Source organism: Paenarthrobacter sp. NPDC090517, assembly GCF_044769165.1.
Classification (GTDB): Bacteria; Actinomycetota; Actinomycetes; order Actinomycetales; family Micrococcaceae; genus Arthrobacter.
The window spans coordinates 248212-275030 of sequence record NZ_JBIVXN010000001.1; the positions used below are offsets into that span (position 1 = coordinate 248212).

Genomic DNA, 26819 nt, shown 5'->3' on the forward strand with positions numbered 1-26819 from the left:
GAAGTGGTAGAGACGAAGGGGCGCAAGGCCAACCCCGAAGCCCGGATGGCGCTCCTGGATCACCTCAAGGAGCTGCGAAACCGGCTCTTCAAGGCTGCAATCGGCGTCATCGTAGGGACTGTGGCAGGCTTCATTGTTTACCAGCCCCTGCTGGAAGCACTGATCAAGCCGATCAAGGACCTCAACGAAAAAGAGGGACGCGCTGCCACGCTGAACTTTGACGGCGTCGCCAGTTCGTTCGACCTCATGGTGCAGGTGTCCGTCTTTCTCGGCGTAATAATTTCTTGCCCTGTATGGATCTACCAGCTGTGGGCCTTCATCGTTCCCGGGCTCCACAAGAAGGAGCGACGCCTGGCTCTAGCCTTCGTAGCGGCGGCCGTTCCTTTGTTTATCGGTGGTGTTCTACTTGCGTGGCTCGTGCTGCCCAACGCCGTCAGGGTGCTGACGGATTTCACTCCCATAGGTGCCTCAAACTTCATCACCGCTCAGGTGTACCTGGCATTTGTCCTCCGGCTCCTCTTGGCCTTCGGAATCGCCTTCCTCGTCCCAGTGGTGCTGGTGGGACTGAACCTGGCCGGAATCATTAAGGGCAAGCAGCTCATCAAGAGCTGGCGAATCACCATCTTCCTGGTGTGCCTTTTCGCTGCGATGGCCGCTCCAGGCGCTGACGCCATGAGTATGTTCTACCTTGCAGCACCCATGCTCCTTCTGTTCTTCGCGGCGATCGGTGTCTGCGTCCTGAATGACCGCCGCCGTGAGCGCCGGGCCATCAAGCGGGCAGCTGAGACTGAAGCCACTGCAGACATCGCAACCCCGGCCACGGATCTGGAGAATCTCTAGACCTTGGGCCACTAGGCTTGATGCATGTCCTCCATTTCCGGGTCTTCATCTCCATCAGACCGTTATCAGGCGGCTGCCCAGCGGGCGGCTGAGTCAAAAACTTATCTGGGCGCATTCGCACGTTCCCTGGACTTTGAACTGGATGACTTCCAACGTGAGGCGTGCAGGTCGCTCCAGGAAGGCCGCGGCGTTCTGGTAGCAGCCCCCACCGGTGCTGGTAAGACGATCGTTGGCGAGTTCGCCATCTATCTGGCCTTGGAACGTGGACTCAAGGCGTTTTACACCACTCCCATCAAGGCTTTGAGCAACCAGAAGTACTCGGAGTTGGCAGCAAAATACGGGTCAGCGAACGTTGGCTTGCTAACAGGTGACACCACCATCAACGGCGAAGCTCCCGTGGTGGTCATGACCACCGAAGTTCTTCGGAACATGCTTTACGCCGATTCCGAAACCCTCGGCGATCTTGGGTTTGTGGTCATGGACGAGGTTCATTACCTGGCCGACCGCTTCCGTGGTGCCGTATGGGAAGAAGTCATTATCCACCTGCCCAGCGAAGTGCAGGTTGCCTCGCTGAGTGCCACGGTTTCCAACGCGGAAGAGTTCGGCGCCTGGCTGGATACGGTGAGGGGCGATACCGACGTCATCGTCTCCGAACACCGTCCCGTTCCGCTTTGGCAGCACGTCATGGTGGGCCGTGAAATAGTGGATCTCTTTGCCGGCGACACAACGTTCGACGAAATTGCGCCCCAAGCCCCGGGAATGCAGGAAGCTGAGGCGCCGGACCTTTCCGAGGCCCATGAGGTGGTGGCCGAGCCTGTCACCACTGACCACCGGCGCGCCTCCGCCAAGCGCTCGTCTGCAGACACAGTCCGCCAGGCAGTCACCGGCCCCGAGTTCGAGGTCAATCCTGACCTGTTGGCCATGGCCCGCTCCGAGAGCCGGATGAACATGAACGGCCGGTTCGGCCACGGTGGCCGGAGCCGGCGTCGTCAGGACCGTTATCGCGACGAGCGGCAGCAGCCCGAGCAGCGCAGTCCTGTGCGGAAAGCCAGCCGTCCCCAAGTCATTGAGAGCCTCAGGCGTCAGGATCTGCTGCCTGCCATCACCTTCATCTTCTCGCGGGCCGGCTGTGACGCTGCCGTCGCTCAGTGCGCAGCGTCGGGACTTTGGCTGACCACCGAACGCGAACAACAGGTCATTGCCCAGCGGGTGGACGAGGCGAGCCACGAAATTCCAGCGGACGACCTCGACGTCCTCGGTTTCTGGGGTTGGCGCGACGGTCTCATCAGGGGCTTTGCTGCCCACCATGCAGGCATGCTTCCCACGTTCAAGGAAGTAGTGGAAAAGCTCTTTGCCGACGGCCTGGTCAAGGCAGTCTTCGCCACCGAAACACTGGCTCTAGGCGTTAATATGCCCGCACGCTGCGTCGTGCTTGAAAAGCTGGAAAAGTTCAACGGTGAAGCGCACGTCAACATCACGGCGGGGGAGTACACCCAACTCACTGGTCGCGCCGGACGTCGTGGTATCGACGTCGAAGGCCATGCCGTTGTGCTGTGGCAGCCGGGAACTGATCCGGCTGCCGTAGCTGGCCTTGCCTCCCGACGCACTTACCCCCTGAACTCCAGTTTCAGGCCTACGTACAACATGAGCATCAATCTGATTGCCCAGTTCGGACGCGTCCGAGCCCGTGAAATCCTGGAATCCTCGTTTGCCCAATTCCAAGCTGACCGCTCGGTGGTAGGCCTTGCCCGTCAGGTGCGGGGTCGCGAAGAATCGCTTGCCGGCTACGCCAAGTCCATGCAGTGCCATCTGGGTGATTTCTCCGAATACGCAAAGCTGCGGCGTGAACTCAGCGATGCCGAGAATTTCGCTGCCCGCGACCATCAGCGGGCCCGTAAATCGCATGTAGCGGATTCCCTTGCACGTCTGATCCCCGGTGACGTCATTAGTATCTACAGCGGCCGGCTGGCAGGACATGCCGTGGTGTTGGAGGTAGACCGCAACGCCCGGGAACCAAGGCCCTCCGTCCTCACCTCTGATAACCAATTGCGGCGCATCGGTGTCCACGACCTCGATGGTCCGGTGTCGCCAGTGACACGTATCCGTATTCCGAAATCCTTCAATGCCAAGGTCCCCAAATCCCGCCGGGACCTCGCTTCGTCCATGCGGCATGCCATCAGTGAGGACGCCCCCCACAGCCGTCGCAACAGCAGGCACGAAGACTTTGGCCTCGGGGCGCGGCTGCCGGATCAGGAGAAGAAGATCGCGGACCTACGGCGGGCCCTCCGGGCTCATCCCTGCCACGGCTGCAGCGAACGCGAAGACCATGCGAGATGGTCGGAGCGTTGGTGGAAGTTGCGCAGGGAAACCGATGGGCTGGTCAGGCAAATCCAAGGCAGGACGAACACCATAGCCAAGACGTTCGACCGCGTTTGTGATGTTCTGTCGGCCTACGGTTACCTGGAAACCAACGACGCCGGCCATGTCACCATCAGCACCGACGGGCAGCGGCTGCGGCGGATCTACGGTGAGAAGGACCTGCTCATTTCCCAGACGGTGCGTCGCGGTGCCATCAACGACCTCGACGCCGCCGAACTGGCCTCGCTTGCCAGCACCCTGGTTTACCAAGCCAAACGGGAAGACCGCGGCCTGCGACCCAGGATGCCCAGCGTTGCCTTGGAATCAGCCATAGACATAGTTATCCGCGAATGGTCCCAGCTGGAGGACACCGAGGAACGCAACAGGCTGCCTTTGACCGGGGAACCCGAACTTGGACTGATGTGGCCCATGTACAAATGGGCCAAGGGACGTCATCTTCAGGACGTGCTCAGCGGAACCGACCTCGCGGCCGGCGACTTTGTCCGCTGGGCCAAGCAAGTGGTGGACCTCCTTGACCAGCTGGCCAAGATCCCTCAACTCGACCCACGCTTGGCCCGCATTTGCCGCGAGTGCATCGACTTGGTGCGACGCGGCGTCGTGGCCTACTCCACAGTGGCTTAGCGCACCCTACTCTCATTGAATGTTTTCAACGCTCGAGGAGCACAACGCATGAATCAGCCAGGCGTGCCCGCCGGCCAGGACCGCAGGGTCACCATGTACCGCAACGGTTCGATCTACACCGCCGCAGATCCTTTTGCCACCGCGCTGGTGGTGGACGGCGATACCGTGGCTTGGGTCGGCTCTGAACAGGCAGCTACTTCAATAGTTGACTCATCCATGGAGGTCATCGACCTCCGCGGAGCCCTCCTGGCACCGGGATTCGTGGACTCGCATGCACACCTGACAGAGACAGGCCTTGCCCTGTCAGGCCTTCAGCTCTCCGGGGTGCGTTCAGCCGCGGAACTGCTCGACGCCGTTGCCTCCGCCAGCGGCACAGGTACACTCCTGGGTCACGGTTGGGATGAAACGACGTGGCACGATCCCGCGCTCCCTACCTTGGAGGAAATCGAAAGGGCGTCTGCCGGGCGGGCTGTCTACCTGTCCCGCATCGACGTCCACTCCGCCCTGGTTTCATCGTCGTTGGCTGCAGCGGCAGGGCTGGACGGCGTCGATGGTTTTTCCGGCACCGCCCGCGTTGTTCGTGCGGCACACACTGCCGCCCGGCTGACGGCCCGGACGTTCCCGAAGCACGAAAGGCGCGGATACCAGGAAACGGCCCTGCGGGAAGCGGCTTCCCGTGGCTATGTAGCCGTGGCCGAGATGTCTGCACCTCACATTTGCGGGTCCGAAGACCTGCAAATGGCCACGTCCTGGAACGAAGATTGGAACTTACCTGAGGTGCTTCCCTACTGGGGTGAGCTGGCGACCTCGGAGGCGCACGCCCAGTCGATTCTGGACAGTCTGGGCACGCGGGTCCTGGGCCTTGCCGGTGACCTGAATATTGATGGTTCAATCGGCTCCCGCACGGCTGCCCTCGTGGACGACTATACGGATGCACCGGGCCAACGCGGCAGTTTGTACCTGTCAGTGGACGACGCCACCAAACATCTTGTGGCCACGTCTCTCCTGGGAGTCCAGGCTGGCTTTCATGTCATAGGTGACGCTGGCCTCGGGGCAGTGCTGGACGCATTGGACGCAGCGGCCGCAGAGGTGGGGGAGCAGCGCATCCGGGCCGCCAGCCATCGGCTTGAACACGTGGAGATGGCTGACCAGTCCGCCATCGACCGGCTGGCCAAGTACTCGGTGTCGGTCAGCGTACAGCCCGGTTTCGATGCCGCCTGGGGTCAACCAGGCGGGCTCTACGAACAGCGGTTGGGTGGCCGCAGGCAAACGATGAACCCCTTTGCTTCTTTCTACGCCAGCGGTGTCCCCATTGCTTTCGGCAGTGACAGCCCGGTCACCCCTCTCCGCCCGTGGTCGAGCGTGCGTGCTTGCCTGGAGCACAGCAACCCTGAGCAAAGGATCTCGGCTCGTGCCGCGTTCTTAGGCCATACGCGTGCGGGGTGGCGGGCTACCAAACACCGGAACCCGCTCATGGGCCAATTGGTCCCCGGCGCACCCGCGAGTTTTGCTGTGTGGGAAGTCGACGAATTGATGGTCCAGGTTGCTGATAGCCGGGTGCAGTCGTGGAGCACTGATCCGCGGGCGAGGACCCCGCTTTTGCCAGCCCTGGACACCGGCAGCGATCCAAGGTGCCTTCAGACAGTGCGCGAGGGCCACGAGTTGTTCGCGCACGAGTCGCTGAGGGTGTGAAGCATTATTTTCCCGCTCGGATGAGCGGTCTGAACTGGGGCAATGCACGACGCCGCAGGTCATTGGCTGATTGACAGCTTAGGGTGAGTCCGTAGCATTGAGGCTCAACGGACAATCAACGCAGGGGCTGTGGCCGTGGCGTGGTGGTCCGGTCGCGGCCGGAGCGTGTTCGTGGTGGCGGCAGATTAGTGGGCAGGTCCACACAGATCCGGAAAACAGTTCGATGGCGATGTTAGTCGCTTAGCGCCACTGGTCCCGGGCTTGTGGACCTGCCCATCAACGTTCAGCCACTACCCGGACCATGTGTCCGGGGCCACACCAGCCAAATGAATCCCTGCCGTCGTCCTATAATGGAGAGTTGCGCCAGAACGCCAGCCGCCAGGCTGCTCCGGCACACTGACCGCTCCATCAAGGAAAGGCCTCTTCTTGCGTGTCCTGACGATCATTCCCACCTACAACGAGCTGGAATCGCTCCCCGTGACATTGGGACGGCTGCGCGCAGCAGTACCCCACTCCGATGTCCTGGTGGTCGACGACAACAGCCCTGACGGCACGGGAAAGCTTGCCGACGGCTTCGCGGCAGAGGACAGCCAGGTGCATGTCCTGCATCGCAAGGGCAAGGAAGGCCTGGGGGCCGCCTACATCGCCGGCTTCAAATGGGGACTAGCCGCGGGCTATGACGTCCTGGTTGAAATGGACGCCGACGGTTCGCATAAGCCGGAGCAACTGCCGCTTCTCCTCGACGCCGTCAAAGAGGGAGCAGACCTCGCCATGGGTTCCCGGTGGGTTCCCGGTGGCAGTGTGGTTAACTGGCCGCTCTACCGCCAGGCGATCTCCCGCATCGGCAGCACCTACGCCCGCATCATGCTGGGCGTCAAGATCAAGGACGTAACCGGCGGCTACCGGGCATTCCGCCGCAGCACCCTGGAGGCGCTGAACCTGGACGAAGTCGAGTCGGTTGGCTACGGCTTCCAGGTTGACCTCGCGTGGCGCGTGGCAAAGCTTGGCCTCCGCATCGAGGAGCGCCCCATTACCTTTGTCGAGCGTGAGCTCGGGGCATCGAAGATGAGCGGCAACATTGTTGTGGAAGCCATGATCAACGTCACCAAATGGGGACTGGCAGCACGTTGGGAAAAACTCACCCGCAAGTCGCCCGCAGTAGCTAAGTAACCCAGGACCTTTGCAAGCAGAAAGGCCGGGTCTGGTTCCCCTAAGGAACCGGACCCGGCCTTTGTCTTTGAATCAGTAGCCGACTATGCGGAGCGGCGCTCTCCACGGCGCTCACGCAGGATGTTCAGACGATCCTCAAGGATCTGCTCCAACTCGGGAAGGCTGCGGCGCTCCAGGAGCATGTCCCAGTGGGTGCGGACGGCTTTCTCGTTGGCATCCACAGGTCGCTCGCCATCAACCAGCAGTGCTTCCTTGCCGGTCTTGGAAACCCATACGGGGGGAATTTCGGCTTCGGAGGAGAAGGTCACGAAGACCTGCTCGCCATCCTCGCAACGGTACTCGACCCGCTGGCGCGGTGCCGGTTCAACGCCGGATTCTGTTTCCATGCTTTGGGCGCCAAGACGCATACCCCGCAGGCTGCGATCGCTCATGATTACTCCCTCTGTCTGTTCGCGGAGCAGGAACTCCGCGCTAGCCGCAAGCCGTTTTCACGATCCTTACGGACTACTTCTGCACACCTTGCATCACTAATTGCAACGCTTGGCCAAGCTTTAATGTTCCATCCACGCTGAACCAGCCGGACAAATATCCCATTATACGCGGTTCAACGCCCAGTACTCAAAAGGGCCATAAACAAGCGAGCGGCCAGCCTGAATGGCTGACCGCTCGGTGACCTTGCAACAGTGAGTTATTCAGCTGGCCGAGGCTGCGGGGCTGCTGCTGCCGGCTCTGAAGTCCTGGGCTGTTCACTGTTTCCGAAAAGCCCCACGGGGGAGTCCCCGGTATTGCCGCCAAGGGCGCCGCCAATGCCCTTGAGTGCCTCGCCGACTTCACTCGGGATGATCCAGAGCTTGTTCGAACTTCCCTCCGCGATCTTGGGAAGGGTCTGCAAGTACTGGTAGGCAAGGAGCTTTTGATCCGGGTTGCCCTTGTGAATAGCGTCGAAGACCTTCTGAATGGCTTGGGCTTCACCGTCTGCCCGGAGGATAGCCGCTTTCGCGTCACCTTCAGCAGCAAGGATGGCTGCCTGCCGCTGGCCTTCGGCGGTGAGAATCTGCGACTGCTTGGTGCCTTCAGCGGTCAGGATGGCCGCACGGCGATCCCGTTCGGCGCGCATCTGCTTCTCCATCGAGTCCTGAATGGAGTGGGGCGGATCAATCGCCTTCAGCTCGACGCGGGACACGCGGATTCCCCAGCGGCCCGTAGCTTCGTCCAAGACACCACGTAGCTGGCCATTGATTTGGTCGCGGGATGTAAGGGCTTCTTCGAGATTGAGCCCGCCCACCACGTTACGAAGCGTGGTGGTGGTCAACTGCTCTACGGCCTGGATGTAGTTGGCGATCTCGTAGGTTGCTGCCCTGGGATCGGTGACTTGGAAGTAGACAACTGTGTCAATCGAGACCACCAGGTTGTCCTCGGTGATGACCGGCTGAGGCGGGAACGACACCACCTGTTCGCGCAGGTCGAGCAAGGGCAGCAGCCGGTCGACGAACGGGATCAGAATGGTTAGTCCCGGGTTAAGCGTCCGCTGGTACTTGCCAAGGCGTTCAACGACGCCGGCACGTGCCTGCGGGATGATCCTCACCGAACGGACCAACACGATGATCACAAAAATGACGAGAACAATCAGCACAATTGCCGCTGCTGTTCCTCCTAAGCCGTCCATACATCTCCTTCATTCCCCAATTGCGTGGTTGATGCGACTGGACCCGGGCAGGCTGCCCGGATTGGCAACCGCAGAAATTCAAGGGTGCGCCTAGCGCGGGCTGTTCCCGGCAGGCGAGTCTACTACCGCCGTCGCGCCGTCGATCCTGGTTACCTGAACTGTCGAACCGGCGTCGAGAACACCGGCGGTGCTGCGGGCGCTCCACACGTCGCCGCCAATCTTGACCAATCCACTGGTTCCACTCACCGCTTCGATGACGAGAGCGGACTGACCGATGAGCCGGTCGATATTGCTGCGCTGTTCCGCTGGCCCCTTGTGCAGGTGCTTCATGGCGACAGGACGGACAAAGACAATCATCAGGAGGGAGACCACGGAGAAGATCACGATCTGGAGCCAGAAGTCAGCCCCCGCGAAGTCAGCAATCAGCCCGGCAAGGGCACCGCCGCCCAGCATGATGAAGAAGAGGTCGAGGGTGAGCATCTCCACCACCGCAAACGCGAGGAAGACCGTGAGCCAGAGGGCCCACCAATTCTCGCCGAGCCATTCAAACATCATTTCCCCCTTGGTCCCGGATCCCGCGAGCGGGATCACAGTCACTGTTCCTCCATCCTAGCCCGACGTTCCGTCCCACGTCAGGACGCTGCGAATTCAGTGATCCGGAACTTCGCGGTGGTGGACACGGGGCCCACCCATGCAGCCAGCTCCGCCAACTCTTCACGCTGCAGGTGGTGCCCCGCCGGACCCATATAGGCCAAGTCGGCTACCTCCTGACCACTCAGCAGCAAGGGAAGATCCAGGCTTTGGCTGGAGCCTGAGTCAAAATAACCCTTCATGGATTCCGCCAACCGTTCTTCTTTGCCCTCTTCAATGCCAAGCATCCCTGTCCGGGCCGCGATCTCAGCAAGGTGACCTGGCCTGGGTGTCACAACAATCAACGAGCCCCCTGGCCGCAGCACACGGGCAAACTCGGCGGGGTTGCGCGGGGCAAAGACTACTGTGACCACGTCCGCACTGTTGTCCGCCATGGGGAGCGGACGCCAAACGTCCCAAACAAGGTTGGCGGCATGTGGATTGAGCCGGGCGGCGCGCCTCAATGCGAACTTGGAAATGTCCACAGCAATTCCCGTAGCCCCTGACATCTGAAGGACCGCGTGCAGGTAGTGCCCGGTGCCGGTGCCGGCGTCCAGAACCAGCGCGTCAGGACGTTGAAGTGGTCCGGCGGCTGCCAGGGCAAGGGCTTGGGAAAGCCCGGAGTAATGACCGGCGTCCAGGAACCTGTGCCGGGCTGCCACCATGTCTGCAGAATCCGCTTCGAACACCGTGCCTTTTCCCGTCAGCAGGTTGAAGTAGCCCTGTTTCGCGGCGTCGAAGAGATGACCGGCCTCACAAGCGAGAGTCCGTGGCTGGCCTTCCCTGAGCTGGAATGACCCTTGGCAAACGGGACAGCGGAGGGCAGCAACAGCGTGGGACAACATGGCTTCAATCCTACGGCGGACGGAGTGTCAGGTGCCGGGTACTGAACCGCCGGGCTAGGCTCACCAACGTGAAACCCGAGCAATTGCACCTGCTGAACTCTGTCTCCGCCCCGGCAATCCACCCCGATGGCAGCAAGGCGGTGGTTTCTGTCGTGAGACCGGACTTTGACGCTGACAGCTACGTCGGCCAGCTGTGGAGCATTCCCTTGGACACCACCAAGTATCCGCGACGCATCACGCGAGGCTTCCGGGACAGTTCTCCGGCCTTCTCTCCCGATGGCCTGGTTTTGGCGTTCCTCAGGAACGACCCGGACGGAAAGCCGCAACTATTCGTCGTGGAGGCCGCAGGCGGCGAGCCACAACGGATCACGGATCAGCAAGCCGGGGTGGGTGGGTTCGTGTGGGCGCCGGATTCCCATCGCATCGCGTTCGAGTCCCGCGTGCCCGAGCAAGGCCGTTACGGAACCGTTGATGGAGTCACATCCGGCGATGAAGATGCCCGACTGATCACTACCAACCAATACAGGATGAACGGCCTCGGATATACCGCGGACCAGCGTCAACAGCTGTTTGTTGTTGAGGTCCCGGAGTTGGGCGGCGAACCGGTAGTCGTTCCGCGTGGGCGGGCTGCCCACGAACAGCCGAGTGCGAAGGTTACCGGTGTTCCTCCCGCACAGCAGGTCACGTTTGGTGACTCCGACCATGAGTCACCGTGCTTTTCAGCTGACGGCTCCCTCCTGTACTTCGTTGCCGCCTTCCATGAAGGACACGACGACGATCTGGTCACCTCCGTCTATCGGATCGGCGCCGGCGGGGGCCAGCCGACCGTCGTCGAACCTTCCAACAGGAAGTTGCAGACTGTCACTGCTGTCCGCACCTCCACGGACGGCCGTTGGCTGTTCTACGTGGCCCAGGACTTAGGACACACCGGCAAGGACTTTGTGGCTCGGAATTCTGTCCTGTATGTCATGCCCGTCGCAGGGGGAGAGGCCGTAGCGCTAACCGACGAGGAACATCTGGACGTGTCCGGTCCGCTGGAACCCAGCGGACCCGCCAGTGTGCTGGTGCTGAACACAGCCTTGGGAAGTGTCGAACTGCTGGACGTCACAGCGGAAGGTGGGATCACACCCCTGGTCCACGGTGCCCGGGTAGTCATCGGGTCGACGATGGCTGCCAACGGGGAAATTGCCGTAAGTTTCTCCGATTCCTCAACGGCGGGAGATGTGGCGTCACTTGAACAGGGAGAGATACGCCTCCTTACGGATTTCTCCGCCAATCTGCGCAACAACTCACGGGTAACGGAACCTCTGGACTTCGACGCCGAATCCACCGACGGACACCCCGTTCACGGTTGGGTCGTCCTGCCCGATGGCCCAGGCCCGCACCCGGTCCTACTCACCATCCATGGCGGCCCGTTCGCCCAGTACACCGGCGCATTCTTCGATGAAGCGCAGGTTTACGCCGCTGCAGGGTACGCCGTCGTGATGTGCAATCCACGAGGGTCTGCCGGCTACGGCCAAGCCCATGGGCGCGCCATTAAGGAACGCATGGGGACGCTGGATATGCAGGACGTGCTGGCGTTTCTCGACTCAGTGTTGGCCTCTTTTGACGCCTTGGATAAAGACCGTGTGGGGATCATGGGAGGTTCCTATGGTGGCTACCTGACCGCTTGGACCATCGCCCACGATCACAGGTTTAAGGGTGCGATTGTGGAGCGCGGCTTCCTGGACCCGGTCAGCTTTCTGGGTTCAGCTGACATCGGCTGGTTCTTCGGGGCAGAATACACCGGAGGAACACCGGAGCAGATGGCTGCCCAAAGTCCCATGGCCGTGGTTTCCCGTGTCGAAACACCTACCCTGGTGATTCACAGCGAGAACGATCTGCGGTGCCCCATTGAACAGGGTCAGCGGTACTACGCGCACCTGAAGGCCCAGGGCGTGGACACTTCCCTGCTGGTCTTCCCCGGGGAAGACCACGAATTGTCACGGTCCGGGACGCCTCATCACCGGAAGCAGCGCTTTGATCACATCCTTCGCTGGTGGGCTCAGTACCTTCCAACGGATGCCAATCACTCGGAGGACCAGCCGTAGCCGTACTGGCCGGATTCGGCGTCAGCGAAGGAATCCAAGAGCCCGGCGAGCCTCGTCAATCTCCGGCGCAAACCACCGGGCCGAGTGTTCAGCATTGCTGGACAGGGAGCGAAGTTCGGCCCGGTCCAGATACAGGACGCCGTGGAGGTGGTCCGTTTCGTGTTGCACAATGCGGGCCTGCCACCCCGAGAACCACTCTTCCACGGGTTCGCCCGCGGGATTGGTGTAGCGCAGTTCCACGTTCCGGTGGCGTGTCACAACTGCCTGATACCCGCTAACGGAGAGGCACCCTTCATAAAACGAGGCAGTCTCAGTGCCCAGCGGACGGTACTCCGGGTTGATGATAGCGAAGAATTCCAGCTGTTCCCTGTGACGTACCGCGGCCGACTCAGGGTCCACCTCATATTTGTCCTCCAAGACAGCCAGCTGCAGCGGGATACCCAGCTGCGGGGCAGCCAGTCCCACGCCCGGGGCGTCATGCATGACGTCCTTCATCCGCTCGATGAAAGCCACCAACTCAGCATCATCAACCTGGCCGTCATAGGGGGCGGCCTGCTGGCGCAATACGGGGTGCCCGGCCTGCACAATTGGTGGAAGCCCTTGTGCATCAAGCAAGCGACGGACAGCGTCACGTATCCGGGTGGGGTTGTAGTCCGTGGCAGGGCTCGTAGCCTCAGGGTGAGGTTGGTGCGTCATACAGTGAGCCTAACGCGATGAAGGCATTCGAGAGTGTGGGCTAGGCTCGACGAATGATCGATTCCACGCCTCTGGATTGTGTACTCGGGTTTGTTCGAACGGTTGAAGCCGGCGGCGGGGCTGCTGAACTGCGGCCTTTCCTGGCCGACGATTTCAAGCTCACGGAGTGGCCGCACGCCTTGTCCAAAGCGGGTTCCACGCGGAACCTGGCCGAAACGTTGGCTGGCGCCGACCACAGCAAGGACATCGTCTCCGATCAGCGCTTTGAGGTGGTCCGCACAACGAGCCAGGACAACCGGGTGGTGCTGGAGATGAACTGGACAGCCACGCTGCTTCTTGACCTTCCGCACTGGGACCGGGGCGATACCATCCGAGCAAGGAGCACTGCGGTCTTCGAGTTGCGGGACGGCCTGATCATCAGCCAGGACACGTACGACTGCTACTACACGACGCCGGAATAGCTAGCGCCTTGGAATCATTAGCGCATAGTGAAGCGACGCTCCACCAGTTCTGAAACTGCCGGTATAGCCAGGGCGCTTGCAAAGAGCGTGTTCCTTGCTGACATGGCGGGAGGCGGCAGCGGTCTGCCCAGTGCCATGTTGAGCCCGGCCTGACGTGAAGCGCGAAGCGCCGCTTTCCTGCGTGACTTCTCGAAATTAGCCACATCGCGTCCTACGTTGGCCCCCCGCAGGGATGCATCCATGATGGGCGCCAGAGCTGCGGCATCCAACCAGCCGAGGTTCATTCCCTGCCCGCCGATGGGGCTGATTTCGTGCGCCGCATCCCCAAGAAGCACCACCCTGCCGTGAACCATGCGCTGAGTCAGCCTCGACCGTACTTCAAAAGCACTCAGCATCGAGTTTCCAGCTATGTCCACCACCTCACCGGTCCTGGCCGTGATCAGCTCAGCCAGTCCCGCCGGTGTCGGATTCTTATGCGGTGCGCCCAGCCTGACAACCCACCTCCGGACGCCTCCTGGCAGGGGAAACGACTCTACGATTCCTTCGGGTTCCAAGTACAAGACGGCGTCGGAGCCATGCCCGGTGCTATCCGGGAAATCGCCCATGATGTAGCAGTCCGGATAGGTGCGGGAGGGTACACCCGGCAGGTAGCGCTTACGGATGGTTGAATGCGCCCCGTCGGCGGCTATCACCAAACGGGCTGCTGCTTCCGAGCTGCCGGAAGGCGAATCTGACCGGACGCGCAAGGTGCCGCCGGCGTCGTCGATCTCCTGGACGCAGGCACCCCGGACGACCGCGTCCGCATCCAATTCCTTTACCGCAGACTCCAGGAGTTCCTCGGTGACCATCTGCGGAACGGCAAGGATGAAGGGAAAGGCTGGATCGCCGTCGAACGAGAGCTCGGCCACTCGTCGTCGCCGGCTGTAAGCGACACCCCGGGTGATGTGCACCCCGGCAGTTACCAGCGGCCCGGCAACTCCAGCGCGCGCCAGTTCCGCTAATGCCGGGGGGTGGATTCCAATGGCCCGCGAACTGTTGCTCCTGTTGCTCCTGTTGCTCCGGCGCTCCAGTATGCGTACCTGGTGCCCTCGCTGAAGCAACAGAACCCCCATGAACAGCCCCACCGGGCCGGCACCAACGATCACAACGTCAGGCACGGTCCTCCAATCGGTGCTCAGCATCATGCACAAGGAGATGGTGCCACGGCCCGTTTCGTTCTACTGACCATGAGGACGGAACAACTGCTGTTAGTTCCGCCGCGGTGAAACTGCGCCTGATGGACGTCAAACCGTCCCCGCAAATGTAGGAGCCTACGCCCAACGGCCAAAAGCCCGCCAGGAACAGAAGGTACGCGATGTTGCTGCGGTTGAGGTCGTTATGGAGGCAAAGGCCCCGGTTCAGCAACTCCGAATCGTGGAGGACCGCCGCAAGCTGTCCCGGATCGAGGTGATGAAGGATGTGGTTGGAGATGACGACGTCGAACTTCCGGCCTTCAGCGACCAACTCGGAGCTGTGTGCCTTACGGTAGCTGACACCCTCCACGCGAGGCACCTTGGAGGCAAACGCGAAGGCTCGCTCATCCGGGTCAATAGCTGTCACGGTGAGCCTGAAGCCATCCCGCCGGGCCCACCGCGCAAGGCTCCTTGCCACATCCCCGCTGCCGCTTCCGATGTCCAGAAGGGTCACTGCGCCGTTCGTTGCCAACAGCGGACGGAGTCGTCGACGATACGTCCCGCGCCAGCCGGATAGCAGCCGGTTCACCACGGGAAAACGAGCGTAAGTCCTGTTGAGGCGCCTGGGATCGCAATCAGCTCTGTCCATCTCCTCGACGGCGTGCAGGTCCCTCTCCTGAAGGGATCCCCAAGGCCTCACAGGGCAGGGGAGACCAGCGTAAAGAGTCCTGTCTCCACCGTCAGGCCGGGGCCGAACGCCATGGAACATATACGCTCCTCACGTTCACTGACCGGCTGCTCCAGCATGTACTTCAGGACGAACAGCACAGTAGCGCTGCTCATATTCCCGTATTCCCTCAGTGTTTCCCGCGCCGGAACCAACTGCTCTTTGCTGAGTTCCAATTTGGACTCCACTTTGTCCAGGATGCTGCGACCGCCGGGATGGATGGCCCAGTGGGTAATGTCGCGGTAGGGGAGGCCAGCTACGGAAGGCTCCTTGGCGAGCAGCGGCTCCAGGGCACCGGTGATGTGTTCCTCGATGATATGGGGGACGTACGAGCCAAGGACCATTTCAAATCCTTCGTCGCCGATGTTCCAAGCCATGGCTTCCTCACCTACAGGCGTCAGGACCGTCTCAAAGTGGTCCAGGCGAATGGCCGGTTCCGGTCCCTGCAGTTCCCGCGCACTTACGACGGCGGCTGCCGCACCGTCACCGAATATCGCGGACCCCATGATCGTGTCCGGGTCGTTTGAGGTCCTCACATGCAAGGAGCAGAGTTCAACACAGATCACCAGGACTACCGCCGCAGGGTCAGCAATACAGAATTGCTTGGCTGCCTTCAGCGCGGGGAAAGCTGCATAGCAACCCATGAAGCCAAGGTGGTACCGCTGGACGGCGGGGTTGAGGCCCAGAGCCCTGACCACCTTGTAGTCCGGACCAGGATTGAAGAATCCTGTGCAGGACACGGTGATGACGTGGGTGATGTCATCCAGGTCGATCCCCGGCGCCTGAGCCACTGCGGCTTTGCCGGCCTCCACGAACAACTTAGTGGCTTCAGTTGCAAAGATTTCGTTCCGGACTTTCGTACTGGGGCTAAGGACACGATTTGTTTCGGGATCGAAAAACTGCGGATTCTCAGGATGAGCATCGAGGCTGAGCTCCGCTACAGCGGTATACCGGGTATCTATTGCTGCTGAGTCGAAGCAGGTGCTCACGAGCCGCGTTCCCAGCCTTGTGAGCCCCGGTTGGGCTGCGAAAACGTCACGGGCTTGCTGCTGGACAAGGATGGTTTGGGGAACGGCGGTTTCAAGGGACCTCATGTATACCGGCATGCTTCATTCTTAGCGAGTAAACCGAGGAAGACAATGGCAGAATCAAACGTACTGACCGTTGCCGGTCAGTAGGAGCCAGGCGACGCCAACGGGGGACTGTTGGGCTGCGCCGCCTAACAGATGGAGAAATCATGACTATTGCCGCGAGCACGGACACGCAATCTCCCGGGTCCCATGTTGCCGACACCCACGATTTGATCCGCGTGCAGGGTGCACGTGAAAACAACTTGAAGGACATCAGCATCGAAATCCCGAAGCGCCGGCTCACGGTGTTCACGGGTGTGTCCGGTTCAGGAAAGAGTTCACTGGTCTTCGCGACCATCGCCGCAGAGTCGCAGCGCATGATCAACGAAACCTACAGTGCCTTTGTACAGGGCTTCATGCCAACCTTGGCGCGGCCCGACGTCGACGTGCTTGAAGGATTGACGACGGCGATCATCGTGGACCAGGAGCGAATGGGCTCCAACCCGCGCTCGACCGTGGGCACCGCAACAGACGCCAATGCCATGCTGCGGATTTTGTTCAGCCGCCTTGGCCAGCCCCACATTGGTTCGCCTAACGCCTACTCATTCAACGTGCCCACGGTAAAGGCCAGCGGCGCCATCACGGTGGAACGCGGCGAAGGCAAATCCAAGACCGAGAAGGCCACGTTCAATCGCTTGGGCGGCATGTGTTCACGCTGTGAGGGCATGGGCTCGGTCAACGACTTTGATCTCACCGCTCTCTACGACGACACCAAATCCCTCAGCGAAGGCGCCCTCACCATCCCCGGCTACACCATGGACGGCTGGTATGGACGCATCTTCAGCGGCTCAGGGTTCTTCAACATGGACAAGCCCATCGCGAAGTTCACCAAGAAGGAACTCCACGACCTCCTCTACCGTGAGCCCACCAAAATCAAGGTGGAAGGGATAAACCTCACTTATGAAGGCGTTATCCCCAAGATACAGAAGTCGATGCTTAGCAAGGATGTAGACGCCTTGCAGCCGCACATTCGCGCCTTCGTGGAACGGGCCATAACCTTCACCACCTGCCCCGAATGCGAAGGCACAAGGCTGAGCCCCGAGGCAAGGGCCTCCAAAATCAAGGGCAAGAGCATCGCTGACGTGTGCACCATGCAAATCAGCGACCTCGCAGACTGGGTTCGCGAACTTGATGAGCCTTCCGTAGCTCCTCTGCTTAAGGGACTCCAGCATCTCCTTGATTCATTTTCCGGAATCGGATTGGGTTACCTGTCCCTGGACCGGCCTGCGGGAACTTTGTCCGGGGGAGAGGCCCAGCGGACAAAGATGATCCGGCACTTGGGGTCATCGCTCACGGATATTACCTACGTCTTTGATGAACCGACCATTGGCCTGCACCCACACGACATCGAGCGAATGAACCAGCTGCTGCTGCAGCTCCGCGATAAAGGCAACACAGTGCTTGTAGTGGAACACAAGCCGGAAACCATTGCGATCGCTGACCACGTTGTTGACCTGGGCCCAGGCGCCGGTACCGGAGGTGGCACAGTCTGCTTCGAGGGCGATCTGGAGGGCTTGCGGGGGAGCGACACCATCACCGGACGGCATCTGGACGATCGGGCGTCCATTAAAGACAGCGTGCGTTCCGCCTCCGGTCACTTGGAAATCCGGGGCGCCTCAACAAATAACCTCAAGAACGTCGACGTAGACATCCCCCTTGGCGTTCTCTGCGTCCTCACCGGCGTGGCCGGGTCAGGCAAGAGTTCGCTGATTCACGGCTCCGTAGCCAAGCGTGACGGTGTCCTGGTGATCGATCAGGGCGCCATTCGCGGATCCCGCAGAAGTAACCCTGCCACGTATACAGGACTGCTGGAACCCATTCGCAAGGCGTTTGCCAAGGCCAACGGAGTGAAGCCGGCACTGTTCAGCTCGAACTCCGAGGGCGCATGCCCAACGTGCAACGGAGCGGGTGTGATCTACACGGATCTAGGCGTGATGGCCACCGTTGAGTCACCCTGTGAAGAGTGCGAAGGAAAGCGCTTCCAGGCATCTGTGCTGGAGTACCGGCTGGGCGGATGCAATATTGCAGAGGTGCTTGCAATGTCTGTGGACGAGGCTGAAGTCTTCTTCAGTGAGGGCGAAGCCAGGACCCCGGCTGCCCACAAGATTCTCGATCGCCTCGCCGATGTTGGCCTGGGCTACCTTACGCTGGGTCAGCCACTCACCACATTGTCCGGTGGTGAGCGCCAGCGGCTCAAGCTGGCAACGCAGATGTCCGAAAAGGGAGACATTTACATCCTGGACGAACCGACCACCGGCCTGCACCTGGCTGATGTCCAAAACCTGCTGGGCATGCTGGATCGTCTGGTCGAGTCCGGAAAATCGGTGATTGTGATCGAACACCACCAAGCCGTCATGGCACATGCGGACTGGATCATTGATCTTGGACCGGGCGCCGGACACGACGGCGGCAAGATCGTTTTCGCTGGAACGCCGGCTGAGCTCGTGGCGGATAAGCCAACGCTCACAGGCAAGCACTTGGCTGCCTACGTCTCCGGATAACGTCCATTGGTGTGGTCGCTCCGGAAGGCATTCGTAGCGACCACACCAGCAAGCCCCAACCGGTTCCCGAGTCACTCCAATAACGCCGATAATCTACATTATGTAAAGTAACGTTGGAAACGACCCGCCCTCGACCGCCTTCAGCGGCCTCTTCGTCCCTTCGCAGCGGATGCGCGCCAAGCGGTTATTGGGCCTGTTGTTCTCCTGCGATGTTGACCAGCCAGCCGATGCCGAACTTATCGACCAACATTCCGAAGGTGTCACCCCAAGGCGCCATCTCCAGCGGGACTGTAGCAGTGCCGCCGTCGATCAGCTTGTCCCAGTACCCCCGGAGTTCCGCTTCATCCGCTGAGTCTCCGCTCAGGGAGACCGAAATGTTGTCGCCGGGGTTGTACTCCATGCCGTTTGGCGTGTCAGCGGCCATCAAGGTCAATCCACTTGGAGTTTCCAGCATGGCGTGCATCACCTTGTTGGCTTCCGCTGGATCTTCGCTGGCCTGGTAGTCGCCGAAAGTGCTGATGTTAAGTTCGCCGCCGAAGACTGATTCGTAGAAAGTGATTGCATCGCGTGCGTTATCCCGAAATGAAATGTACGGGTTGAGGCGGGTTGTCATTGGTCAGTTCTCCTCATTGTTGTGATGGTCACACGTCACCGTGCGGCAATGCTAACAGCGCCAACCGGCACCTGTCCCCCACTGCTTCAGTCACCGTCGTACGCCCTTTGCAGAACGTTGATGTCAAGCTTTCGCATCTTCATCATGGCCTCGAAGGCACGCTGTGAACCTTCGGGATCCGGGCCAGCCAACAGTCCGTTCATAGCCTCGGGAACGATCTGCCACGACAGCCCGAACTTGTCCTTCAACCATCCGCATTGACTCTCCTGACCGCCAACAAGCAGGGCGTCCCAGTACCTGTCCACCTCCTCTTGAGAGTCGCAATTGACCACCAGCGAGACAGCCTCGTTGAAGGAGAATGCCGATCCCCCGTTGAGACCCATGAACTGCCTGCCCTCGATCTCAAACTCAACAGTGAGTGCCTTTCCATCGGGTCCTTGCATGATTTGCCCCATGGATGAATGATCGAAAGTCGATGTGTAGAACTCGGCGGCTTCGGCCGCTCGCCCGTCGAACCATAAACAGGTGGATATCTTCTGCATCTGCTGCTCCTCCAGGATCGGCGGGAACTGCTTGTCCCCCGTCAGAGGTTAGTACCGTGAGATTGCCCACACAACGCCCGACGGCGAAAACGGCGTATCGCATACCTGGAACCACGCGCCGTGGTGTTGGATTGGTCACTGCTTGTCAGTCCCCCGACGTGCGTATCCGACTCACCAATCCCACAGTGTTGGCCTCACTGTCCTCGATGAAGGCCATCCACTCTTCCGAGCCGGCAGGTCCTAAGGTGCTGTCTTCATGCATATGGATCACGTGCGGCCCGGCGATGATTCGCACTCCCCTGCGCCGAAGATCTGCCACGGTTCCTTCAAGGTCTGCCACCTCGAAGTACATGAGCGCCGACGGCGCGCCTTTCTCCAACAGGAGGCGAACCCCACCAACATCAAAGAACAGAAGGCCGGGCGGATCAAAGATTGCACTCGGATCAGCATTCAACAGCGAAGCATAGAATGCCGCTGCCCTTTGAAGATCTTCGGCATGCTGGGCCACCTGAACAAATCGCACGGCATCCTCCAAAACTGGGTTGTCACGCGGGCACCTGCCCTCATGGTGACGGCCCATCGGACCACGCGCAAGGGCTTTCAGCGTGGGAGCGGGCTTCGCGCATGACGGAAGGCCCCGATAGTGTCGGCGGTATGTCTTCACCATCTCGACTGTGGATCCCCGCAGCTATTGCCGACCTTCTGCTCATTCTTGTCTTCGCCGCCATCGGCCGCGACGCACACGCCCGCGGAGACATCATTTCGGGAGCCTTCGCCACAGCCTGGCCGTTTCTGGCCGGGGCGGCACTTGCCTGGGTGGTCACACGCGCATGGCGGGCACCCTTGGCTGCATGGCCGTCAGGCGTCTGCATCTGGATCGGGGCGGTGCTGGTGGGAATGTTGCTGAGGGCTGTCACAGGCCAAACGGTCGTGCTGCCCTTTGTCCTCGTGGCGCTGATCAGCCTAGGCGTATTCCTTCTCGGATACCGCGCCCTAGCGACGCTGCTTCTGCGGGCGTCGCGTAAGCGGCAACGCCGGGCGTGATCAAGCCCCGCCCAGCGGTAATGCACTAGGCTGGAAATCGTCCGCAACGATGCATTTCCGGAAAGGCCCCACGTGATCACCGCTTTCGTCCTGATCAAGACCGATGCCTCACGCATACCGGAGACCGCCGAACAAATCTCGGCCATCCAGGGCATCAGTGAGGTCTACTCCGTCACCGGCGAATGGGACCTCATTGCGGTTGCCAGGGTGACCAAGCACGACGAACTCGCCGATGTGATCGCCGATCGACTGTCCAAGGTCGCTTCAGTGGTCCACACCACTACCCACATCGCTTTTCGGGCTTATTCGCAGCACGACCTTGACGCAGCTTTCGCACTCGGATTCGAGTAAAAACTCCGTATAACCGGGGAGCCGCAGTTCGTCAGCTTTGGCTGAGGGCTATCCACTTGGCGAGTACTTCGGCTGCCTTGCCGGAGTCAACGGACTCAGCTGCTCTTGCAAAAGCGCTGCGCATCCGCTCTTCAAGGCTCCCCTCTGCCTCGAGGTCGATTGACACCAATCCAGCCGCGGCATTCAGCAGAACGGCGTCGCGTACCGGACCCGTCCTACCATCCAGGATTTCGCGCACCACTGCCGCATTGGCAGCAGCGTCCCCACCGCGAAGGTCCGCAACTGTCGAGGGGCGGATTCCTAGCTCTTCAGGGGAAAACACCTGTTCCCTGACTGCTCCGTTTCTAATCTCCCAGACGGTGGATGGCCCTGTGGGGGTCAACTCATCCAGTCCATCGTCACCACGGAACACCAGGCCCCGGCTGCCCCGGCGGGCCAGAACTCCTGCCACCAACGGCGCCATGCGGGCATTCGCCACCCCCACCGCAGAGGCCTGCACATGCGCAGGATTGGTCATCGGCCCCAGGAAGTTGAAAGCCGTGGGTACAGCCAGTTCGCGGCGCGGAACAGCTGTATGCCGGAACGAGGGGTGGAAGACCTGGGCAAAACAAAAAGTGATTCCCGCCTCTTCGGCGTTCCGCGCCACCTGCTCGATCGACAGATCCAAGCGGACGCCCAATGCTTCCAGAACATCGGCCGATCCTGATGTGGACGAAGCAGCCCGATTGCCGTGCTTCACCACTTTGGCCCCGGCTCCAGCGGCCACGAGTGCGGCCATGGTGGAGATGTTGACGGTGTTCAACCGGTCGCCACCCGTTCCGACGATATCCAGCTTCTCACCGGAAATGTCGATCGGATTTGCGTGCTGAACCATGGCCGCAACCAAGCCGGCCAACTCTTCCACGGTCTCGCCCTTGGCACGAAGCGCCACCAGGAAGCCGGCGATCTGAGCCGGTGACGCTTCTCCTGACATGATCGTGTTCATGGCCCACTCTGTGTTGCCCACCGCAAGGTCGTCGCCGTTGATCAGTGCAGAGATGAGCCCTGGCCACGTATTACTGGCTGCAGGTGCCGATGCCGGAGAAGTCACTCCCCGATGCTATCGAGCCAGCCACGCCGATGACCAATGTGAACGAGGCCGGGAACTTTTCCGCGCGAATTCGCGTCTTTGTAGAAAAAGTCTCCCGAATCGGTGGTTTGCATTGGGAAGTCTGGACTTTTACAGACATAATGTCCTTGTGACATCTGCGACCCATGCCCCCAGTACCCCGGCGCACCCGACGCTGAACCGCCCCAACCTGGTTTCTGTTGGAACCGTTGTTTGGCTGTCCAGTGAGTTGATGTTCTTCGCCGGCCTCTTTGCCATGTACTTCACCCTGCGCTCCACATCAGGAACGATGTGGGCCGAGGAGACGGCCAAGCTCAACTTCCCGTTTGCGCTCGTCAACACCATCGTCCTTGTGGCAAGTTCCTTTACTTGCCAGATGGGCGTCTTTGCCGCCGAGCGGCTCGAGCCGCGCCGCACCGGTGGGCTCCTGCAGTTCACGCGTTGGGGCATGACCGAATGGTTCTCCCTCACGTTCGTCATGGGTGCCTTCTTCGTAGCCGGCCAGACCATGGAATACGCCATGCTCGTTTCCGAGCATGTCTCCCTGTCGTCCAACGCTTACGGCTCCGCCTTCTACATGACCACTGGCTTCCACGGCCTCCACGTCATCGGCGGCCTGATCGCGTTCCTGTTCATCATTGGCCGCGCATTCGCAGCCAAGAAGTTCGGACACTTTGAAGCGACGTCGGCGATCGTCACCTCGTACTACTGGCACTTCGTTGACGTTGTGTGGATCGGCCTCTTCCTGGTCATCTACGTTCTCAAGTAAGCCCGGCTTTGACTCTTTTTCTACAAGAGGCAGAATTTCAAGAAGCGGCTCTCGGAGCCGACGCAGGATCGAATAAAGGAACCACCACGTGAAGGCACTCTCGCAGAAGCGACGTCACCCACTGGCAGCCATTGCGCTGTTGCTGATGGGCCTCCTCCTCACTGGTGGGCTGTACGCCGTTGCCACAACTGTCAACCAGGCCAAGGCCAGCACCACAAGCTTCAGCGCAAGTGACGTAGAAGAAGGCGGCAAGCTTTTTGCCGCCAACTGCGCCACCTGCCACGGCATGGGTGCAAGCGGAACCCAGGACGGCCCCTCGCTGGTCGGCGTGGGCGCTGCTGCAGTTGACTTCCAGGTTGGCACCGGCCGTATGCCCATGCAGATGAGCGGACCGCAGGCCCAGCAGAAGCCCGCCCAGTTCAACGCGGAACAGACCAAGCAGCTCTCTGCTTACGTTGCATCCCTGGGTGCAGGTCCGGCTATTCCCGAACAGAACCTCCTCGACGGAAAGGGAGACGCAGCCAACGGTGGCGAACTCTTCCGTGTCAACTGCGCAATGTGCCACAATGCCGCTGCTGCCGGTGGCGCCCTGACCCGCGGTAAGTTCGCCCCGGCCTTGGCAGGTGTGAGCGCGGAGCACATCTACGAAGCCATGGTTACCGGTCCCCAGAACATGCCCGTCTTCAGTGACTCCAACGTCACCCCTGAGGACAAGCGCGACATCATCACCTTCCTGAAGACCATCGAAGCCAACGGGTCCCCCGGTGGCGCAGACCTGGGCGCACTTGGCCCGGTATCTGAAGGTCTGTTTGTTTGGGTTGCCGGCTTGGGTGTCATCATCGCATTCACGATCTGGTTGACGTCCCGCACGTCCTAGCCCGGACACGACAAAACTTCTGCTGCACGGTCAGCAGTTTGAAACTGAAAATAACTCGGCCCCGGCCGAGACAACGAGAGAAGGATGAGGCGAATTATGGGCAACCATAGTGACGGCAGTCCGAACCACTCGGGCACCGTAGCTACGGCTGGTCAGAATGAGGTGGAGAAGTTCCAGGATCCTGGACTGCCTCCGCATCGTTTGCGCCTGGCTGACACGGACCCGGTAGCCGCAAAGCGCGCCGAGCGTCAGGTAGCCATTCTGTTTGGCACCTCTGTAATCGGTACGCTGGTGTTCCTGGTGGCATACTTTGCCATCGACTTGGGCGACGATACCTCTATTGCAACCATCCGCACCCAGAACCTCCTTCTGGGGCTCGGTACTGCGTTTGCAATGCTGGGAATCGGGACCGGCATCGTGCACTGGGCCAAGGCCCTGATGCCCGACCACGAAGTGTCCGAAGAGCGCCACGCTATCCGCACTGAAGAAGATCGCCAGGCTGCAGTCCGTATCGTCGATGACATCGTCGACGAGACCGGCATCAAGCGTCGCCCGCTGATCCGCAACACCCTTCTTGGTGCCGTTGCACTTGCTCCCCTGCCGGCCCTCGCCATCTTCGGCGATCTGGGTCCGCGGCCGGACAACGCTTTGGCACACACCATGTGGGCGCCTGAGGGCAACAAGCTCAAGCGACTGACCCGCGACCCTGATGGCACCCCCATCAAGGCTTCGGATGTCACCATCGGTTCGGCCTTCCACGTGATCCCCGAAGGCCTCAACGAACTCCACGAAGGCAAGCTGAACGAGAAGGCAAAAGCCGTCGTTCTCCTGATGCGCCTGGACCCGGATTCGTTGAACCCCTCAGCAGGCCGCGAAGACTGGAGCTACAACGGCATCGTTGCTTACTCCAAGATCTGCACGCACGTCGGTTGCCCGGTTGCTCTCTACGAGCAGCAGACGCACCACCTCCTGTGCCCCTGCCACCAGTCCACTTTTGACCTCACGCAGGAATGCAAGGTCATCTTCGGACCGGCAAGCCGTCCGCTCCCCCAACTGCCCATCGCAGTTGATGCAGAGGGCTACCTCGTCGCAACCAGCGACTTCAGAGAACCTGTAGGACCGAGTTACTGGGAGCGTGACGAGCATGAGCGCCTCATCAACAGCTGAAGCCCCCTTCGTTCCGAAGACCAAGGTTGGTAGTTTCACCAACTTCGTGGACGAGCGTGTTGGCGGCTCCGGCATCCTGCGCGAGTTCGGCCGGAAGGTCTTCCCCGACCACTGGTCGTTCATGTTCGGTGAGGTGGCGCTGTATTCCTTCGTCATCTTGCTGATGTCAGGTACCTTCCTGACCTTCTTCTTCGACCCGTCCATGGCGGAAACCCATTACCAGGGTTCCTACACGCCGCTGTACAACGTCGAAATGTCGGTTGCCTACAGCTCGTCACTGAACATCTCGTTTGACGTTCGTGGCGGTCTGTTCATGCGCCAGGTTCACCACTGGGCAGCGCTGTTGTTCGTAGCGTCCCTCGGTGTGCACATGCTGCGCGTCTTCTTCACGGGCGCTTTCCGCAAGCCCCGCGAAATGAACTGGGTAGTGGGCGGCGTGCTGCTCATCCTGGCAATGGCTGCAGGCTTCACCGGCTACTCCCTCCCCGATGACCTGCTGTCCGGCAACGGACTGCGCATCATCGACGGCGTGATCAAGTCCATTCCGGTTATCGGAACGTACACCTCGTTCTTCCTCTTCGGTGGAGAGTTCCCGGGTACGGCCATCATCGGCCGTTTGTACGTCCTGCACATCCTCCTGGTTCCGGCGCTCATCCTCCTGATGATTGTCATCCACCTCTTCATGGTGGTTGTTCACAAGCACACCCAGTACCCCGGCCCGGGACGCAATGACGGCAACGTCGTCGGCTACCCCCTCGGCCCGGTATATGCCGCTAAGGCTGGAGGATTCTTCTTCATCGTCTTCGGCGTCCTGGCGCTCATGGCGGCAGCGTTCACGATCAACCCGATCTGGAACTACGGCCCCTACGATCCCTCCCCGGTTTCGGCTGGTACCCAGCCTGACTGGTACATCGGTTTCGTCGACGGCGCCCTGCGTCTTATGCCGGGTGTCATCAACGACTTCCACTTCGAGTGGGTCATCTTCGGATACACCCTGACGCTGAACGTCCTGCTTCCCGCGCTCGTGCCGGCCGGCGTCATCTTCACGGTGCTGTTCATGTACCCGTGGATCGAGCGCTGGGTGACCAAGGACAACCGCGAACACCACGTCCTGGACCGTCCGCGCAACGCTCCGACCCGTACAGCGATCGGTGTTGCAGGCTTCACGTGGTACTGCGTGATGTGGGCAGCTGCTGGTTCTGACCTCATCGCAACGCACTTCCATGTGTCGTTGAACGATGTCACTTACTGGCTGCGGACACTGTTCTTCATCGGCCCTGTCATCGCTTTCATCGTGACCAAGCGAATTGCACTGGCCCTCCAGCGCAAGGACCGCGAAATTGCACTTCATGGTCGCGAGACAGGCCGCATCGTCCGACTCCCCCACGGCGAGTTCATCGAGGTTCACGCCCCGCTGGATGAGTACAAGCGTTACAAGCTCGTCGGGTTCGAATCACCAGCTCCGATCCCGGCCCAGCCGAACGAGCATGGCGTAGTCACCCGCAAGGAAAAGCAGCGCGCTGCACTCTCCCGCTGGTTCTTCGAAGACCGTGTTGCCCCCGCAACGCCTGCGGAGCTCGAAGCAGCACACGCACATGGCCATCACGAAGCCATCGCAGCTGGTGAAGACCAGAAGAGCCTGAGCCACTAGCGCTTAGAAGTTGACATAAAGGAAGGACCCGGTTCGCATGGACCGGGTCCTTCCTTTATGTCTGTTCCTTTTCCACC

General features: G+C 60.6%; 25 protein-coding genes. 13 read left to right on the plus strand and 12 right to left on the minus strand.

All coding sequences use genetic code 11. The features are described from left to right. Positions 1-3: 3 nt before the first annotated feature. The 4 genes from tatC to ACIQTW_RS01140 all read left to right on the plus strand — a co-directional run bounded on the left by tatC (position 4) and on the right by ACIQTW_RS01140 (position 6702). On the plus strand, positions 4-840 hold the full coding sequence (gene tatC, locus ACIQTW_RS01125; RefSeq protein ID WP_402932788.1) for a twin-arginine translocase subunit TatC: 837 nt from the start codon (positions 4-6) through the stop codon (positions 838-840). Between the two features lie 24 nt (positions 841-864). Beyond that, positions 865-3840, plus strand: a complete 2976-nt coding sequence (locus ACIQTW_RS01130; protein WP_402932790.1) for a DEAD/DEAH box helicase — start codon at positions 865-867, stop codon at positions 3838-3840. Positions 3841-3888: 48 nt separating this feature from the next. Beyond that, the gene (locus tag ACIQTW_RS01135) at positions 3889-5532 is read left to right on the plus strand and encodes an amidohydrolase (RefSeq protein WP_402932792.1); all 1644 of its coding nucleotides are present in this window, start codon (positions 3889-3891) and stop codon (positions 5530-5532) included. 426 nt (positions 5533-5958) lie between these two features. Then, the gene (locus ACIQTW_RS01140) at positions 5959-6702 is read left to right on the plus strand and encodes a polyprenol monophosphomannose synthase (RefSeq protein WP_402932794.1); all 744 of its coding nucleotides are present in this window, start codon (positions 5959-5961) and stop codon (positions 6700-6702) included. A gap of 83 nt (positions 6703-6785) precedes the next feature. On the opposite strand, the gene ACIQTW_RS01145 is transcribed toward ACIQTW_RS01140, so the two are convergent. The 4 genes from ACIQTW_RS01145 to ACIQTW_RS01160 form a co-directional block, all read right to left on the minus strand. Further along, on the minus strand, positions 6786-7133 hold the full coding sequence (locus tag ACIQTW_RS01145; RefSeq protein WP_011774875.1) for an RNA polymerase-binding protein RbpA: 348 nt from the start codon (positions 7131-7133) through the stop codon (positions 6786-6788). Positions 7134-7390: 257 nt separating this feature from the next. Beyond that, complete coding sequence (locus ACIQTW_RS01150; protein ID WP_402932797.1) at positions 7391-8368, minus strand: SPFH domain-containing protein; 978 nt, start codon at positions 8366-8368, stop codon at positions 7391-7393. A 90-nt stretch (positions 8369-8458) separates the two neighbouring features. Further along, positions 8459-8920, minus strand: coding sequence for an NfeD family protein (locus ACIQTW_RS01155; RefSeq protein WP_402936159.1), 462 nt, complete (start codon positions 8918-8920; stop codon positions 8459-8461). 80 nt (positions 8921-9000) lie between these two features. After that, positions 9001-9843, minus strand: a complete 843-nt coding sequence (locus ACIQTW_RS01160) for a methyltransferase domain-containing protein (RefSeq protein ID WP_402932799.1) — start codon at positions 9841-9843, stop codon at positions 9001-9003. A 68-nt stretch (positions 9844-9911) separates the two neighbouring features. Here ACIQTW_RS01160 and ACIQTW_RS01165 point away from each other — a divergent pair, with 68 nt between their 5' ends. Then, positions 9912-11933, plus strand: coding sequence for a S9 family peptidase (locus tag ACIQTW_RS01165; protein WP_402932801.1), 2022 nt, complete (start codon positions 9912-9914; stop codon positions 11931-11933). A gap of 21 nt (positions 11934-11954) precedes the next feature. Here ACIQTW_RS01165 and ACIQTW_RS01170 read toward each other — a convergent pair whose 3' ends face one another. Then, complete coding sequence (locus ACIQTW_RS01170; protein ID WP_402932803.1) at positions 11955-12629, minus strand: peptide deformylase; 675 nt, start codon at positions 12627-12629, stop codon at positions 11955-11957. Positions 12630-12682: 53 nt separating this feature from the next. Here ACIQTW_RS01170 and ACIQTW_RS01175 point away from each other — a divergent pair, with 53 nt between their 5' ends. Then, positions 12683-13090 carry a nuclear transport factor 2 family protein gene (locus tag ACIQTW_RS01175; protein WP_402932805.1) on the plus strand — a complete coding sequence of 136 codons (408 nt, stop codon included), beginning with the start codon at positions 12683-12685 and terminating at the stop codon, positions 13088-13090. A 17-nt stretch (positions 13091-13107) separates the two neighbouring features. Here ACIQTW_RS01175 and ACIQTW_RS01180 read toward each other — a convergent pair whose 3' ends face one another. The 3 genes from ACIQTW_RS01180 to ACIQTW_RS01190 are packed head-to-tail and all read right to left on the minus strand — an operon-like array spanning position 13108 to position 16095. Next, positions 13108-14247 carry an FAD-dependent oxidoreductase gene (locus tag ACIQTW_RS01180; RefSeq protein ID WP_402932807.1) on the minus strand — a complete coding sequence of 380 codons (1140 nt, stop codon included), beginning with the start codon at positions 14245-14247 and terminating at the stop codon, positions 13108-13110. Further along, on the minus strand, positions 14240-14962 hold the full coding sequence (locus ACIQTW_RS01185) for a class I SAM-dependent methyltransferase (protein ID WP_402932809.1): 723 nt from the start codon (positions 14960-14962) through the stop codon (positions 14240-14242). Before ACIQTW_RS01185 ends, ACIQTW_RS01180 begins: the two co-directional genes overlap by 8 nt. Further along, positions 14959-16095: a type III polyketide synthase gene (locus ACIQTW_RS01190; protein ID WP_402932811.1), complete on the minus strand. Its 1137-nt coding sequence runs from the start codon at positions 16093-16095 to the stop codon at positions 14959-14961. The genes ACIQTW_RS01185 and ACIQTW_RS01190 overlap by 4 nt, the downstream gene beginning before the upstream one ends. 131 nt (positions 16096-16226) lie before the next feature. On the opposite strand from ACIQTW_RS01190, the gene ACIQTW_RS01195 reads away from it, so the two are divergent. Further along, positions 16227-18620, plus strand: a complete 2394-nt coding sequence (locus tag ACIQTW_RS01195; RefSeq protein WP_402932813.1) for an ATP-binding cassette domain-containing protein — start codon at positions 16227-16229, stop codon at positions 18618-18620. Between the two features lie 184 nt (positions 18621-18804). Here ACIQTW_RS01195 and ACIQTW_RS01200 read toward each other — a convergent pair whose 3' ends face one another. The 3 genes from ACIQTW_RS01200 to ACIQTW_RS01210 all read right to left on the minus strand — a co-directional run bounded on the left by ACIQTW_RS01200 (position 18805) and on the right by ACIQTW_RS01210 (position 20298). Beyond that, the gene (locus ACIQTW_RS01200; protein WP_402932815.1) at positions 18805-19233 is read right to left on the minus strand and encodes a VOC family protein; all 429 of its coding nucleotides are present in this window, start codon (positions 19231-19233) and stop codon (positions 18805-18807) included. Positions 19234-19319: 86 nt separating this feature from the next. Then, complete coding sequence (locus tag ACIQTW_RS01205; RefSeq protein ID WP_402932817.1) at positions 19320-19775, minus strand: VOC family protein; 456 nt, start codon at positions 19773-19775, stop codon at positions 19320-19322. Between the two features lie 145 nt (positions 19776-19920). After that, the gene (locus ACIQTW_RS01210) at positions 19921-20298 is read right to left on the minus strand and encodes a VOC family protein (RefSeq protein ID WP_402932820.1); all 378 of its coding nucleotides are present in this window, start codon (positions 20296-20298) and stop codon (positions 19921-19923) included. Between the two features lie 131 nt (positions 20299-20429). Between ACIQTW_RS01210 and ACIQTW_RS01215 the strand changes: the two genes are divergently transcribed. Together ACIQTW_RS01215 and ACIQTW_RS01220 are read left to right on the plus strand one after the other, a co-directional pair. Further along, complete coding sequence (locus ACIQTW_RS01215) at positions 20430-20819, plus strand: DUF3054 domain-containing protein (protein WP_402932822.1); 390 nt, start codon at positions 20430-20432, stop codon at positions 20817-20819. Positions 20820-20891: 72 nt separating this feature from the next. Beyond that, positions 20892-21170: an Lrp/AsnC family transcriptional regulator gene (locus tag ACIQTW_RS01220; protein ID WP_017197606.1), complete on the plus strand. Its 279-nt coding sequence runs from the start codon at positions 20892-20894 to the stop codon at positions 21168-21170. Between the two features lie 31 nt (positions 21171-21201). Here ACIQTW_RS01220 and trpD read toward each other — a convergent pair whose 3' ends face one another. Next, the gene (gene trpD / locus ACIQTW_RS01225; RefSeq protein WP_402932826.1) at positions 21202-22260 is read right to left on the minus strand and encodes an anthranilate phosphoribosyltransferase; all 1059 of its coding nucleotides are present in this window, start codon (positions 22258-22260) and stop codon (positions 21202-21204) included. A gap of 148 nt (positions 22261-22408) precedes the next feature. On the opposite strand from trpD, the gene ACIQTW_RS01230 reads away from it, so the two are divergent. The 4 genes from ACIQTW_RS01230 (at position 22409) to ACIQTW_RS01245 (ending at position 26742) form a co-directional block, all read left to right on the plus strand. After that, complete coding sequence (locus ACIQTW_RS01230; RefSeq protein WP_081589141.1) at positions 22409-23047, plus strand: heme-copper oxidase subunit III; 639 nt, start codon at positions 22409-22411, stop codon at positions 23045-23047. Positions 23048-23135: 88 nt separating this feature from the next. Next, the gene (locus ACIQTW_RS01235; RefSeq protein WP_091467705.1) at positions 23136-23924 is read left to right on the plus strand and encodes a c-type cytochrome; all 789 of its coding nucleotides are present in this window, start codon (positions 23136-23138) and stop codon (positions 23922-23924) included. 96 nt (positions 23925-24020) lie between these two features. Beyond that, positions 24021-25091, plus strand: coding sequence for a Rieske 2Fe-2S domain-containing protein (locus ACIQTW_RS01240; protein WP_402932829.1), 1071 nt, complete (start codon positions 24021-24023; stop codon positions 25089-25091). Then, positions 25069-26742, plus strand: a complete 1674-nt coding sequence (locus ACIQTW_RS01245; protein ID WP_402932831.1) for a cytochrome bc complex cytochrome b subunit — start codon at positions 25069-25071, stop codon at positions 26740-26742. Before ACIQTW_RS01240 ends, ACIQTW_RS01245 begins: the two co-directional genes overlap by 23 nt. Positions 26743-26819 lie beyond the last annotated feature (77 nt).

Coding starts and splice junctions, on each gene's coding strand:
- ACIQTW_RS01130 (WP_402932790.1), top strand. CDS start 865: ATGTCCTCCATTTCCGGGTCTTCATCTCCATCAGACCGTTATCAGGCG.
- ACIQTW_RS01135 (WP_402932792.1), top strand. CDS start 3,889: ATGAATCAGCCAGGCGTGCCCGCCGGCCAGGACCGCAGGGTCACCATG.
- ACIQTW_RS01145 (WP_011774875.1), bottom strand. CDS start 7,133: ATGAGCGATCGCAGCCTGCGGGGTATGCGTCTTGGCGCCCAAAGCATG.
- ACIQTW_RS01150 (WP_402932797.1), bottom strand. CDS start 8,368: ATGGACGGCTTAGGAGGAACAGCAGCGGCAATTGTGCTGATTGTTCTC.
- ACIQTW_RS01155 (WP_402936159.1), bottom strand. CDS start 8,920: ATGTTTGAATGGCTCGGCGAGAATTGGTGGGCCCTCTGGCTCACGGTC.
- ACIQTW_RS01160 (WP_402932799.1), bottom strand. CDS start 9,843: ATGTTGTCCCACGCTGTTGCTGCCCTCCGCTGTCCCGTTTGCCAAGGG.
- ACIQTW_RS01170 (WP_402932803.1), bottom strand. CDS start 12,629: ATGACGCACCAACCTCACCCTGAGGCTACGAGCCCTGCCACGGACTAC.
- ACIQTW_RS01175 (WP_402932805.1), top strand. CDS start 12,683: ATGATCGATTCCACGCCTCTGGATTGTGTACTCGGGTTTGTTCGAACG.
- ACIQTW_RS01190 (WP_402932811.1), bottom strand. CDS start 16,095: ATGCCGGTATACATGAGGTCCCTTGAAACCGCCGTTCCCCAAACCATC.
- ACIQTW_RS01195 (WP_402932813.1), top strand. CDS start 16,227: ATGACTATTGCCGCGAGCACGGACACGCAATCTCCCGGGTCCCATGTT.
- ACIQTW_RS01200 (WP_402932815.1), bottom strand. CDS start 19,233: ATGACAACCCGCCTCAACCCGTACATTTCATTTCGGGATAACGCACGC.
- ACIQTW_RS01205 (WP_402932817.1), bottom strand. CDS start 19,775: ATGCAGAAGATATCCACCTGTTTATGGTTCGACGGGCGAGCGGCCGAA.
- ACIQTW_RS01215 (WP_402932822.1), top strand. CDS start 20,430: ATGTCTTCACCATCTCGACTGTGGATCCCCGCAGCTATTGCCGACCTT.
- ACIQTW_RS01240 (WP_402932829.1), top strand. CDS start 24,021: ATGGGCAACCATAGTGACGGCAGTCCGAACCACTCGGGCACCGTAGCT.
- ACIQTW_RS01245 (WP_402932831.1), top strand. CDS start 25,069: ATGAGCGCCTCATCAACAGCTGAAGCCCCCTTCGTTCCGAAGACCAAG.